This window comes from Enterococcus sp. SB12, assembly GCF_030910025.2.
GTDB lineage: Bacteria > Bacillota > Bacilli > Lactobacillales > Enterococcaceae > Enterococcus_B > Enterococcus_B faecium.
Window position 1 is genome coordinate 1,556,221 of the sequence record NZ_CP175675.1, and the last position, 13,518, is coordinate 1,569,738.

Below are 13,518 nucleotides of genomic sequence, written 5' to 3' on the forward strand. Positions count from 1 at the left end.
ATATGCGGACAAAAAAGAATCCAAGCAACAAAGTCGGATCAACTTTTTGGTTCTCGTTTTTTCACTACGAATACCATAAAAATCTATACGAAATTGTCACTTGGAATCAGCTATATCTTTTTTACACACACACAACTTTTATTTTAATAAAAAGAAACAGCCAATAAAGTAGAAATCTCGTGGGGGAGAACACCTTTATTGGCCTATTCAACGAATATTATACTGTATCATGACACTTTTTTGCCAAAAATGTAAAAAACGGTTGTTTTGACATCATAAACGTCTTGTTTTCTTATTTTTACTTATATCACCACTTTATTTTCTATCTCTTTCACTCCATAAAGCGGAATGAGTTCTTCTTTTGACTGATAATAAACAGCTTTCTCACGGTTCTTCATCAAAAAAAGAAAGATGTCTTTCATAGCAAGTGGTGCTTTGCCGTGTTCAAATAAAAAGATAAATTGATTTGCTTTATTTATCTGGACCATTGTCACAGGCACCAGTTTTTGTTCTTGAGCCAAAAAAACTCCTTGATACTCTGTTTTTTTGGGTGATTTTGTAAGAATTGTCAATAAGTCTGCTGCTCGCATTTTTCCACTCCTTATTTGATAAATAAAAAGAAACAGCCAAAAATAATTTTTTTTCATTTTCCTCTTGAAGTAAGAGTATAAGTCAGTATAATAAAGAAGTTGCTGAAAATTTTCAAAAGAAAAGAGGCTAGAAATGAAAAAATTAAATTTATTTACAGAATTGTGCGGAATCATTTTAGGCGCAGGAATCTACGGATTAGCTGTGACAGGAATCAATATTCCATCTAAGCTGGCAGATGGTGGGGTTACTGGTATTGCTTTGCTCTTGCATAATCTTTTTGGATTCGCTCCTTCTGTCACTTCACTGCTTTTTAATTTACCTTTATTGCTTATCTCATTGTTTCTTTTTGGAAAACACGCTTTTCTCCGGACGATCGTTGGAACATTTGCGCTAGTTTTCTTTTTACATTTATGGGAGAGCCTTCATATACATTTTGCTGTAGATAGTCTACTGATCAATAGTTTGATGACAGGTATTCTTTCTGGCATTGGTTGCGGTCTCGTCTTTCGATTCGGCGGAAGCACAGGCGGAACAGATATCATTTATCAAGCCATTGAAAAATATTTTCATATTAAGATTGGCAAAAGTCTTTTCTTGATTACTTTTGGTATTTTAGTTGTCTCCTTGCTTTATTTGGATCTCACACATTTTCTGTATACATTACTTAGCTGTTCTATTCTATCTTATACATTGAATAAAGTGAAGTATCTGGAAATTGGATCTGTTTTGCCCCAATTGGAAGCAAAACAGACTACAGAAACATTTGAACCACTTGACCCTCTTGAACAGTTAGAGCACTGATTCTTATTTTTCACTACTTTATTTAATTTATAGAAATATCATTATGTAAACTAAAATGATATTATTCAGTAAAATCTTCTTTATAAAAATAAAAAATAAACTATTTTTGCAAACGATCTGCGAAAATAGTTTGTTTTTTTATTTTGTCATTATTTTCTTACTTATTGGGAGAAAAAATTCGCTTAAACTCAAAAAAATCTGAGGATACGATATAAACTTTCGGATAGAGTATAAAATAAGGAAACGCCGCAGCGTTTCCTTTCCAACTGTAGCCGAATATAAATTTGTATATCACTTATTTAAAATGGCTCTATACTTTTTGATGTTGGTGGATGACACCAGCATCTTTTTTATTTTCCAAAACATATAGAAAAGACACCTTGAAATCCTTTAGAATTAATTTGGCGAACCAACCCAAAAGGAGGAATCAAGATGTCTTACACTCACCTTATCAAAGAAACATTAGATATTCTAGACTTATCAGTTACTTTTAACGAAAATTGTCTCACAAAAGAAAAATACAAAGGGCAAATCTGTCATATTTATCGTGGAAACTTGATTTATACAGCCCAAGAATGCATCCACTGTAAACACCAGATTGCTTCAGATATTGTGCGTTGGGGTACAACAACCGTCCGGTTGTTAATGAACGATGTTTCTGAATACCGTACCTACCTCGAATTGAAAAAGCAACGCTTCAAATGCAAAGCTTGTCAGCGGACCTTTGTCGCAGATACTTCTGTTGCGAAAAAACATTGTTTCATCAGTGAGAAAGTCCGCTGGTCTGTCGTGACTCGTCTGAAAAAATACCTCAATGACAGAGATCGCCGCTCAGAAAAATCTATCGGTCTCTTCTGTTTACCGTATTATGAAGCGATTTTATCGTCCGTTGAATCCTTTTCGGACACCGTTACCTAAGGTACTTTGTTTTGATGAATTCAAATCAGTTCGGGGTGTTTCAGGTGCTATGAGTTTCATCATGATGGATGGACAAACACAGCGCTTATTGGACATTGTCGAGAACCGACAACTGCCTTTTTAAAACGTTATTTTAGTCATTTTTCACGAGAAATTCGTGAAGCGGTCGAATGGATCGTGATTGATATGTACGCTCCTTATGTATCGCTCGTTAAAAAGCTGTTTCCAAAAGCACAGCTGATTATTGACCGGTTTCACATCGTCCAACATATTGGTCGTACCTTTCGCAATCATCGAATCAAAGAAACGAACCAACTATTAAAAAGCAAAGAACAAAAACACTATCAATTAGGTAAGCAATTAAAAAGATACTGGAAACTTCTTCAAAAAGATGAACGCAAGCTTGATTATACTCGACGCCTTTGGCGACCTGGCTTCAAAGCTCATTTAACAGAGACCGATATTGTGGATCGCTTACTGAAAGGGAGCCCTGCTTTGCGTGTAGGCTATCAGTTATATCAAGACTTTCTTTACGCTGTAAAGGAACGAGACTACGTATCGTTTGAAGAACTACTTACCAATAATATCATGCTTCCCGAAGGCTATCAGACGACCTTGAGAACGTTCCAGAAATTTCTGCCACAAATCAAAAATGCTTTACAACAAAGTTATTCAAATGGCCCACTTGAATGTCTGAACAACCATATCAAAGTGTTAAAACGAAATGCATATGGCTTTCGTAGCTTTTATAATTTCAAATTGCGCATCATGATTCGTCATGGCAACGCATTGATTTTCAACTAAAAAAGATCAAGAGGAACTGATCCACTTGATCTCCAATTATTCTAAGATTTCTCTTTACCAACATCATTTGACAAAGAGCCTTTAAAATAGCTATTTTCTTCCAAAGAGTTTCCTTGATCATCGATCAATCCTTGTAATGAGCGTTCTAAGATACCATGGCTTTTTTTCGATTTTTTTTCTTCTGACTGCTTTGTTTCCTCTAACGTTTTTGTTCGATTGAATGTCCGTACAGACGGCTCACCATTTCTTTTTTCTTGATACGGCGTCGGTTCTGTATCGAACAACAGATAAGAGTCATCCGTTTTTTTCATCGATTCGATTAAATGATCCTCAGAAATTTTGCTTTCTCTAGGGTCTGGAATAATCGATGCGGGTACATATTTAGGAACAAAATAAGAACGCTCCCGCACCTTCGTGTCAACAGATGCGTTTCGTGTAGTATGCTTGGACTCTGTCCTTGTTTCACTTTGTCTGACAGAACGAGAGGAATCACCAAAAAGTTTTTTTCGTCCTGTCGATGTGATTTCTGATTGGTAATGGCCGGTATAATCCGGTAATTTTCCTTTATGCTTTTCCAAATTTTCCTTACGCGGAGCTGACTTCAATCCATTTGTTGCACGACGCTTGCGACGGATTTTCTCGGTGTTCGTGTTCGTGAAATGAAATTCTTTCATCTGCTCAAACGGGGACTGATTCTGGTCAGTCAAAAGATCTTCTTGTCCGTCAAATAATACTCGCTTCTTGTCGTTGGTTAATTTTACGCCTAACTCATCATCGTACGCAGGAAAACGGAAATGTTTTCGTCTGATTTCTTTCATTCAAACCATCCTTCTCAAAAATGGAACTTTTCTCAATAATAGCACAGTTTCATTGTTTTCAGTAGCAATGCGCTGATTATTTTAAGAAAATAGCGATGAATTTCATAAATGTATATAGTAATAAGACTTAATTCGTTGTCTCTCTGATAACTAGTTCAGGAAAAAAACGACGATAACCTTGACTCGCCCCTTTTTCTTCTATTTTTTTTAACAACATTTCTCCACATACTTCACCCATGCGTATAATATCTTGCTTGATCGTTGTCAATTTAGGTGAACTGATTTGGTCTAAAAATACCCCATCAAATCCAATCACACCAAATTCTTCGGGCAAGTGTCCTCCAGCATTTATAATCCCTCTTACTGCTCCTAGTGCTAGCCGATCTGAACTACATACAAAACAAGTTTTATCTGTAAAATCTGCCCAGTTTTCTGTCATATATCTTTCTACTTCTGTCGAATGATTTGGAAACCGCAAGATTTTACTAGGAAGATCAGCTTCCTTCATCACAGATAAATAACCAGTTTCCCTTGAAATTTCAAAAGGCTCGTCCACTTCGATACCGATATAAATAATCGTTTGATAATCTCTTTCTAAGGCATATTGCGTTGCTTTTGCTGTACCATATTCATTATCGCTGTCTACATAATCATATCCTTCAGAATTTTCCCCAAACAAGACAACTGGTTTTTCCAAACGGTCGATCCAATCGAAGTCTTTTTTTCTGACACCTGTGATGATGTATCCATCACAAGAACCGACGTCGAAGGCATCATTTGTAACTAATTGGAGAGAATAATGCGCTTTACCGATCCGTTTAGCGATTCCCATCAACAAATTCATGTAATAGGGCTCAGTTGTGTCGATTTCTTCCAGTATAAATAATTTGATGATCTGCGACCGATTCGTGACAAGTGCTTTTGCAGCAATATTTGGACGGTAATCCAGTTCAGCCATTGCTGAGAAAACTAACTCTTTCAATTCGTCAGTCACCTGTTCCGGATGATTGATGACTCGAGAGACCGTCATTTTTGAAACATTGGCACGTTTTGCAACATCTGCTAAAGTGGGCATGCTCTCTTCCTTTCTAACATGTTGTCATTCTTACTATCAATTATACCAAATTTTCCTAACAGAGTTCATTATAGCCCAAAATAAAAAACGGAAAATCCTCTATCGTCATGAGTGATTTTCCGTTTCAATTATTTATACTTTTTTATCAAATTTTTTGCTAAAAAAGTGGAAGCTTCTTCCATTAGTGGTATTTGTACCATATGTCGCTGTGTTTTTGAGGAACGAAAAACAATTTCTTTTCCGTAAGACTTATGCCGGTTTTTTTCTACAAATCGTTCCGTTTGTATATAAGGAATTTTTTCGTCAGCTTGTCCATGCCAAAAGAACAGAGGACGTCCAGCTAACTTTTCCGGCTGCAATGACAAATCATAGCTCTTAACCCATGAAATCAAATCAAAATAGTCTTTTGGTACGACATAATTATATTCCGATGCGCGCCTTACGATTTCTTTTCCATATTCCAAAGGTGCAGGGGAACCCATCAAACACACGCCCGCTACTATATGAGGATGTTTAGCCAACAAGGCGCATGTTGTCATTCCCCCCATCGAAACCCCGCCAACTGCAAGCTGATCATGTAGAAGACCTCTTTTTTCTAAATGCTTGATAAGTGTGTCAAATTCAAACAGATTTCCGTAGATACTATCCCAAAATGTATAGGATGGAATAGAAGAAACCGGCTGTTTGCGCTCCCCATGATTCATCGCATCTGGCAGGATCACACGAATGCCCTGCTGCGCAATTTTTCTTCCTTGCGTCAAAACTAACTCCTTACTTGTCTGCCATCCGTGATAATAGATGACAACGGGAATACGTTCCTCTCTTAATTCTTTCAGAACAACTTCTAACACTGGAATATGATGGACAGAACGTTTCAATATAATTGGATTCAATTGTTACTCACCTATTTTCATTAAATTTCCTGATCGCCATAGCAACCACGCTCCAACAGTTGTCTGGAACAGGTTCAGTGTACCAAATAATATAAATGCAGGACTGAATGGCTCGGGAAATAAGCACAGAGAACAAAGTCCCACCACTCCTAATGCTAGCGAAAGGAGTGGATAAATAGAAAAATTCAAAAAACTGGCAACGCTACCGAAAATATTACCAATAAACAGTATCAAAAAGAAAAAAACGCTTAAAATTAAACCATCTGTCAGCGACATCTGAAAAACAATGTTCTCTACCTCAATTGGCTGTTGAATCGAATAGACACCTAAGTATATACTGAGAAGGAGACTTAGCACGTGGCTGGCACAAAACACACGATTGACCGTTTTCATTTTAATCACCTAACCTATCTTTATAATTCTATTATAATCATTTTATCATTTTTTTGTATGTATAAAGTTTCAATTTTTCTTCACTTACGATTTTTTTTGATATTGTTGTTATATAAATGAAAGGAGTTTTATAAATGATTGATCCAAAAATGTTGGGGATGATCTTCCTCATTAATTTTGCTTATATCACTCTGAACACGTTACGTTTCATGTTGACAATGAAAGGCTATCGACTGATTGCTCCACTTGTCAGTATGGTCGAGATCACGATTTATATCGTCGGCTTATCCCTTGTTTTAGATCGTTTAGATAATCCACTGAATTTATTTGTCTATGCGTTAGGTTACGCAGTAGGTATCAGTGTCGGAATTTTGATTGAAGACAAATTGGCATTAGGATACATCATGGTCACAACGATTTTGCCAGCAAATAGCGCAGAAGATAAAAGTTTGCCGGGTATACTGAGAGAACACGGTTATGGTGTGACACAGACTTCTGCAATGGGGCTGGAAGGTGAGCGGCTAGTTCTCGAAATACTTTCTCCTAGAAAAAGCGAACGTGAACTGTATCGCCTGATCAAAGAAATTGAAGAGCGTGCTTTTATCATTTCTTATGAGCCAAAATATATTTCAGGTGGTTTCTGGACTAAAAAAGTGAGAAAACGACAAGGAAAATAACTCACAAACTTAAAAACTGTCTAATATCTAAATTAAATTTTAAATGTTAGACAGTTTTTATTTATTATTTTGATTAAAAAACATCGACATATACTCATCAATTTGTTATTATACTTTATATACTTATCAATTTAATTTGGAGATATTATGGAAATTCAACGTAGAACCACTAATTTTTTACATTTAGGCTCTTTTTTTGCAACTTTGACGATCTTATTTTTTCTATGTTATTCATACCTTAAGACCTCACATGCGCCTTCTAGTGCATTAGGCTGGTTGCTTTTGGATCATTCTGATATCACAGAAGCCGAAGAAAATCCGTTTTTTTTGATTTTGTCTTCTCTTTGCGGCTTACTGTTTTCTGTTTATTTTGGTGCCTATTTTTTTCATCGACATCCTGGTACGTTAAACGAAGCTTCAAGCGTATTGATTGCATTTAAAACGTTTTCTTTTTTAGCAATTCTTTTTTATTCGTTTAATCACAATACGCTTTTCTTCTTTATCGTGAATGGTTTAGTCGTGATTTTATCCATTTTTACTTATTTTATTTTTTCACTCATTTTTAGCCAATTGAAATGTCCACTCTTCTTTCGATTAGTTCCTGTCACCTGTTTTATTTACAGCTTGTTTTCCTTTTTTGTCCTTGCTTTAATGCCACTGACCAACCCTTCTACGATCCAAGTCGCAGGAAATCTGTTGGATATGCTCTTCATCGTCAGTCTAGGTGTATTTATGTGGCAAAGAAAAAACAAACAAAATAAAAAGCATTTTGAAGCCTAACTATTACGACTTCATAAATGCTTTTTTAGTTTTAAACACTTCAATCTAAAAAGAATAACCCAAGATTGGATAAATTATTAATGACTCGCCATTCGTTTCTTAGTGATTCTGGATCATCAAATGGACTTCCTAATCTAATCAGCTAGTTCTTCCCATAAAATGCCATACTTGACTGAATCATAATATTGATTATTTAAAAATCTAACTTTTCTTATCACTACTTCCTTTGTCATTCCACATTTCTCACCATTTTTTTGCATTCCTTTGTTTCCAGACCATGTAGTGAATCCAATAGGTGGTAGATAGGCAAAATACTCAAATAATTCTTTTAACCATAAAGGAAGAGAAAGGCTCCTCCTGCAAGAGTCAGTATAATTTTTGCTTACTGCTCTCTTAAATTTTACGCACTAAAGCTGTTATATATTGTTCCATATTCTTTGATATAAGAAAATGCATGCGGTATAAATTTCTTGCTCAGCTCAGAAAAGATTTGTCGTTTAAGAAAGGCCGTTTCCTCCATTGTCAATGAAGGATCCAATGTTGGTAATTCAATCTCAAAATTGTTTTTTTCGACAATAGGTAATTCTAATGTGAATGATTCTTCTTCCTTTATAGTATTCGTCACAAGTAGAGACTGGTGGAAAATACTAGGTCGGCGATTTTTATATTTATTCTTACGTATCCTGTCAACGATAACTTCTATTTGATCAAAAAAGTACGCTTCATTTACGTCTCCAATAAGTTCGGCTAATTCTTTGAATGCCTTCGTTACAGGAAGCTGATTCTTCTGTACAAAAAAGTAATTAGCCAAAGTAAGCGGGAAGTGTTCTATAGAGGAAAGTGTGATAAAACGGTACTTCTCATTTCCTGCAGTTGTCCTCAGCAATTCTGTCTCTCGGCTGTTTCTTACTCCATAAAAATACGCTTCTTTCCGTTCATCTTCGAAACAATACGCCCAAATAACTTCTCCCATTGCTAATTTTTGTTCATCAAAAGAGAGTCTCTTCAATTGTTCAGCTATGGTTACAGCAGCCGAAATGGTTTGTTGCAAGTAATCTTTAGGATCAAATATTGGAAAGTTCAAATGATATCTTCGTTCTTCCCTCTTGATTAATCCTGCATCGATCAATAGATCAAGAAAATGGGAAAATTTATTTTGCGAAAATTCTTTTTTCAATTCTCTTAGAATCGTTTCTTGTTCTCGATGTTCATATAGATAATCGGTCAATGAAGAAAAAAGCGGATCATCGGTCAGTTTTTGATAAAAGTTTTCCTTATTTTTTGAATAATAATAGTTCATATATGTTCTCTTTTCTATCCGTTTTATTTTACTTAAAAGGCTTTTACGTAAAAAGGAGGAAGAACAAGAGTCATAATTGACTGTTATTCTCCTCCATTTCTTCGGCCTTTAGTATGTTCTATGTTTCTTTTTAGATCAATCGCTTATCCATTCATTTTGAATGCTTCATACTACCATTTGATTAGCTAAATACAGCCGTCAATTGAGGTACGACTTGTTTTTTACGTGAAACGACACCTTTAAGCAAAGCACGGTTGTTGGTCAAAGTTGTTTGGAAAGCTTCTTCTACTTTTTCTTTTCCTTTACCAGCAACAAGTAATTCTGAATCACTGTCTAAGATGTTTGTGACAACTAATACGAACAGATCGTAGCCATTTGCTTTCATTTCATCTTCCATTGCTGCTTCTAGCTCTGCTTGTCGATCCATCACTTCATTAAGGTCCACTGTATTGACTTGAGCGATACGAACGTTGGAACTGCCCATTGGGAAACTTTTTGCATCCAAATCAAGAAGAACCGCAGCTGATTTATCACTTAGATTTGTTCCTGCTTTCAACATTTCAAGTCCATAAGTGTTTAGATCGACTTCAGCGATTGCTGCAAGTTCTTTTGCAGCTGCTTCATCTTCAGGCGTACATGTTGGTGATTTGAACAACAATGTATCTGAAATGATAGCTGAGAGCATGATTCCTGCGATTTCTTTAGGAATTGTTACTTGGTTTTCTTTATATAGTTTTAAAATAATCGTACTTGTACATCCAACTGGTTCTGCACGATAGTACAATGGATTAGCTGTTTCAAAGTTTGCAATACGATGGTGGTCTACTACAGCTAAAATATTTACTTCGCTGATATCTGAAATACTTTGTTGGAATTCATTATGATCCACAAGCATGACATCTGCATTTTCTGCTTTAGCTGACTCTACTACTCGTGGTGCAGATAGCTGAAAGTGGTCTAATGCGTATTGTGTTTCTTCATTAGGTGTACCTAGAGCAACTGCTTCTGTTTCTTTACCTAATTCATTTTGCAAGTGTGAAAACGCAATGGCTGCCCCGATTGCATCTGTATCTGGATTTTGGTGACCAAAAACTAAAATTTTTGACATGTCATTCGCTCCTTTGTGATTTCTCCTATTTAATAATAGCAAAAAAACGGAAAGAAGCAATACTTATCTTCTTTCCGATGCGACCTATCGCGTTAAATATTTTGTATACTCTTCTGTATGAAGCAATCGTTTAGCATTTTCGACACGTTCTTTTGTAGGTGGTTCGATCCCTTCTAATGGATATTTCAAACCAAGTGTTTCCCACTTGTATTTTCCCATCGTATGATAAGGAAGAATCTCTACTCTGTCTACATTTGACAAGGTTTGAATAAAGTTGTCTAGTCGGATCAAATATTCATCATAATCACTTCGCTCAGGAACTAGTACATGGCGAATCCAAACCGGTTTGTTGATTTTTGACAAATATTGAGCCATTTCTAAAATATTTTCATTGTCCCAATGCGTTAGTTTTTTATGCTCTTCATTATCGATGTGTTTGATGTCAAATAACAGTAAATCTGTATACTTCATCAATTCTTGAAAACGTGAAAAGAAAGGTTCTTCATACGTAAAAGGTTTTCCGCATGTATCCAATGTAGTATGCATCTTCCGCTCTTTTGCTTTTTTAAATAGTTCGATCAAAAAATCGATCTGCAATAGAGGTTCTCCACCACTAACAGTAATACCACCTTTATCTCCCCAGTAAGGTCTGAAGCGTTCTGCTTTATCTAAAAGTTCATCTGCTGTGTATTCTTTCCCTCCGCCAATATTCCAAGTATCTGGATTGTGACAAAATTGGCAACGCATGCGGCATCCTTGCATAAACACGACAAAGCGCAGTCCAGGTCCGTCTACTGAACCGAAAGTTTCGATAGAATGAACATAGCCGATTGTTTTTTCTTCCATTTAAGTTCACATCTTTTCTTTGATTTCATTTTAAGTACAAGTTAGCTGTCGAAGCGAAGCTTTCTGAACAAAATTTTTCGCAATTGCCGCTTCGTTATGTGTAAAATTTACAGGGACGGAACATACAAGTCCTGCCCCTGTAAATCGTTTCTTTCAAATAAGCATACTGATTATTCGATTTTGATGCGATGGCTATTCAACGTCCTTTCGACGCTAAGTCGAAAAACTTTTTTCACGAACTTTTTACATTCTGTCGTGTGAAGTTCTCATCAAGACATCTAATTGTTGTTCTCTTGTCAAGTCACGGAATTTAACTGCATAACCAGATACCCGGATCGTCAAGTTCGGATATTTCATTGGATTTTCCATTGCATCACGCAATAAATCATTACTGAATACATTGACATTCAAATGATAAGCTCCTTTTGAGAAGTATCCATCTAAGACATTACGCAAGTTTTCGATTCTTGTATCTTGTTCTTTTCCAAGACCTGAAGGATTGATTGTTTGGGTATTTGAAATTCCATCCAATGCACAGCCGTAATTCATTTTAGCTGTTGAGTTCAGGCTAGCTAATAACCCACTTTGTTCCGCATTGTAACTTGGATTTGCTCCTGGCGCAAGTGGTTTTCCAGCTTCACGGCCATCAGGAGTATTTCCTGTATTTTTACCGTAAACAACATTTGAAGTAATCGTCAATAATGAAGTTGTTGGTTTTGAGTTGCGGTAAGTTTTATGACGTTTGATTTGTCCCATGAAGTATTCCAAGATCCATGAAACTAATTCATCTGCACGGTCATCATCATTTCCGTATTTAGGGAAGTCGCCATCCACTTCAAAATCAACTGCTATTCCTTTTTCATTACGGATTGCTTTTACTTTTGCATATTTGATCGCTGACAAGCTGTCTGCCGCATGAGAGATCCCAGCAATACCTGTAGCAAATGTGCGTTGCAAGTCAGAATCCATCAAAGCCAGCTGAGCTGCTTCATAAGAATATTTATCATGCATATAATGAATGATGTTCAACGTATTGACATATAGTTCTGCTAACCAATCCATCATATTCATGAAGTTATGTTTCACTTCTTCAAAGTCTAGTATTTCTGATGTGATTGGACGATATTCTGGTCCAACTTGGGCGCCAGTCACTTCATCGACTCCGCCATTGATGGCATATAATAGTGTTTTAGCCAAGTTAGCACGAGCACCAAAGAATTGCATGTCTTTTCCGACAACTGTTCCTGATACACAGCAAGCAATCGCACAATCATCAGAACCCCATTGTTCACGAAGCTGATTATCATTTTCGAATTGAATCGAAGAACTTTCGATAGCGATTCTGCTAGCATATGTTCTGAATCCTTCTGGAAGGTGTTCAGAATACAAAACAGTCAAGTTTGGTTCTGGTGAAGGTCCCATATTTGTTAATGTATGAAGCAGACGGAAATCATTCTTTGTAACTAATGAACGACCATCTAACCCCATACCTGCAATGGATAAAGTAGCCCAGATAGGGAATCCTGAGAATAATTGGTTATATTCAGGTGTACGCGCGAATTTGACCATACGTAATTTCATTACTAAGTGGTCGATCAATTCTTGTGCTTCTTTTTCTGTGATTACTCCATTATCCAAATCACGTTGGATATAGATATCAAGGAATGCTGAGATACGTCCGATTGACATCGCAGCACCATTTTGTGATTTGATTGCTGCTAAATATCCGAAGTATAGCCATTGGACAGCTTCTTTTGCATTTGCAGCTGGTTTAGAAATATCATAGCCATATTTCGCAGCCATTTCTTTCATTTGCGCTAATGCACGATATTGTTCAGTGATTTCTTCACGTAAACGAATCACTTCTTCACTCATTGTATGATAACCAGTCATATCATGATCTTTTTTCTTTTGTTCCATCAAATAGTCGATTCCATACAATGCCACACGACGATAGTCACCGATGATACGTCCGCGACCGTAAGCGTCTGGAAGCCCTGTAATGATTTTGTTTTTACGAGCAGCACGCATTTCAGCAGTATAAGCGTCAAATACACCTTGATTATGTGTTTTGCGCCAGTCAGTGAAAATATGTGTCAATTCATCGTTTGGTGTATAGCCATTGCTTTTTAGCGCATTGTTAGCCATATTGATTCCGCCGAACGGCATGAATGCTTGTTTCAAAGGTTTGTCTGTCTGTAGACCGACGATTTTTTCCAAATCTTTATCCAAATAGCCTGCATCGTGTGAAGTAATAGTTGATACGATTTCTGTGTCCATATCATAGACACCGTTACGTTCGAATTGGATATCATTTAACTTTTGCAATTCATCCCATAGTTTTTCTGTTGCTTCTGTTGGGCCTTCCAAAAAGCTGTCATCACCGCGATATTCAGTGTAGTTATTTTGAATAAAGTCTCTAGTGTCTACGCCTTCTTTCCATTTGGTACCTTTAAATCCATTCCATTGCTCCATTGTATGGACCTCCTAAATTTCTTTTTTATGTAACAGTTT

General features: G+C 36.4%; 13 protein-coding genes and 1 pseudogene. 4 read left to right on the forward strand and 10 right to left on the reverse strand.

Going from position 1 to position 13,518, the window contains the following annotated elements:
• Positions 1–302 precede the first annotated feature (302 nt).
• Positions 303–590: a hypothetical protein gene (locus RBL01_RS07670; protein ID WP_002289767.1), complete on the reverse strand. Its 288-nt coding sequence runs from the start codon at positions 588–590 to the stop codon at positions 303–305.
• A gap of 133 nt (positions 591–723) precedes the next feature.
• Here RBL01_RS07670 and RBL01_RS07675 point away from each other — a divergent pair, with 133 nt between their 5' ends.
• Both RBL01_RS07675 and RBL01_RS07680 read left to right on the forward strand, forming a co-directional pair.
• Positions 724–1,392, forward strand: coding sequence for a YitT family protein (locus RBL01_RS07675; protein ID WP_002297002.1), 669 nt, complete (start codon positions 724–726; stop codon positions 1,390–1,392).
• 432 nt (positions 1,393–1,824) lie between these two features.
• Positions 1,825–3,114, forward strand: a pseudogene (locus RBL01_RS07680) (ISL3 family transposase).
• A gap of 41 nt (positions 3,115–3,155) precedes the next feature.
• Here the strand turns inward: RBL01_RS07680 and RBL01_RS07685 are convergent.
• From RBL01_RS07685 to RBL01_RS07700, 4 genes are all read right to left on the reverse strand, one after another.
• Complete coding sequence (locus tag RBL01_RS07685) at positions 3,156–3,932, reverse strand: hypothetical protein (protein ID WP_307780949.1); 777 nt, start codon at positions 3,930–3,932, stop codon at positions 3,156–3,158.
• Positions 3,933–4,059: 127 nt separating this feature from the next.
• On the reverse strand, positions 4,060–5,007 hold the full coding sequence (locus RBL01_RS07690) for a LacI family DNA-binding transcriptional regulator (RefSeq protein WP_002327106.1): 948 nt from the start codon (positions 5,005–5,007) through the stop codon (positions 4,060–4,062).
• A 128-nt stretch (positions 5,008–5,135) separates the two neighbouring features.
• A complete protein-coding gene (locus RBL01_RS07695) occupies positions 5,136–5,900 on the reverse strand; it encodes an alpha/beta fold hydrolase (protein WP_002289259.1) in 765 nt (254 codons plus the stop codon).
• A 3-nt stretch (positions 5,901–5,903) separates the two neighbouring features.
• Entirely contained in the window at positions 5,904–6,293 is a 390-nt protein-coding gene (locus RBL01_RS07700; protein WP_002297001.1) for a hypothetical protein, read from the reverse strand.
• A gap of 134 nt (positions 6,294–6,427) precedes the next feature.
• Here RBL01_RS07700 and RBL01_RS07705 point away from each other — a divergent pair, with 134 nt between their 5' ends.
• The gene (locus RBL01_RS07705; RefSeq protein ID WP_002289260.1) at positions 6,428–6,970 is read left to right on the forward strand and encodes a DUF2179 domain-containing protein; all 543 of its coding nucleotides are present in this window, start codon (positions 6,428–6,430) and stop codon (positions 6,968–6,970) included.
• A gap of 147 nt (positions 6,971–7,117) precedes the next feature.
• On the forward strand, positions 7,118–7,750 hold the full coding sequence (locus RBL01_RS07710) for a hypothetical protein (protein WP_002319418.1): 633 nt from the start codon (positions 7,118–7,120) through the stop codon (positions 7,748–7,750).
• A gap of 134 nt (positions 7,751–7,884) precedes the next feature.
• Here RBL01_RS07710 and RBL01_RS07715 read toward each other — a convergent pair whose 3' ends face one another.
• From RBL01_RS07715 to pflB, 5 genes are all read right to left on the reverse strand, one after another.
• Positions 7,885–8,010 (reverse strand): GNAT family protein, encoded by a 126-nt coding sequence (locus RBL01_RS07715; RefSeq protein WP_002296999.1) that lies wholly within the window; start codon positions 8,008–8,010, stop codon positions 7,885–7,887.
• A gap of 140 nt (positions 8,011–8,150) precedes the next feature.
• Complete coding sequence (locus RBL01_RS07720) at positions 8,151–9,050, reverse strand: DUF1803 domain-containing protein (RefSeq protein ID WP_002327107.1); 900 nt, start codon at positions 9,048–9,050, stop codon at positions 8,151–8,153.
• 181 nt (positions 9,051–9,231) lie between these two features.
• Positions 9,232–10,158, reverse strand: a complete 927-nt coding sequence (locus RBL01_RS07725; protein ID WP_002289263.1) for a manganese-dependent inorganic pyrophosphatase — start codon at positions 10,156–10,158, stop codon at positions 9,232–9,234.
• An 84-nt stretch (positions 10,159–10,242) separates the two neighbouring features.
• Entirely contained in the window at positions 10,243–11,004 is a 762-nt protein-coding gene (gene pflA, locus RBL01_RS07730) for a pyruvate formate-lyase-activating protein (protein WP_002289264.1), read from the reverse strand.
• A gap of 243 nt (positions 11,005–11,247) precedes the next feature.
• Positions 11,248–13,479 (reverse strand): formate C-acetyltransferase, encoded by a 2,232-nt coding sequence (pflB, locus tag RBL01_RS07735; protein WP_002289265.1) that lies wholly within the window; start codon positions 13,477–13,479, stop codon positions 11,248–11,250.
• Positions 13,480–13,518: the final 39 nt, after the last annotated feature.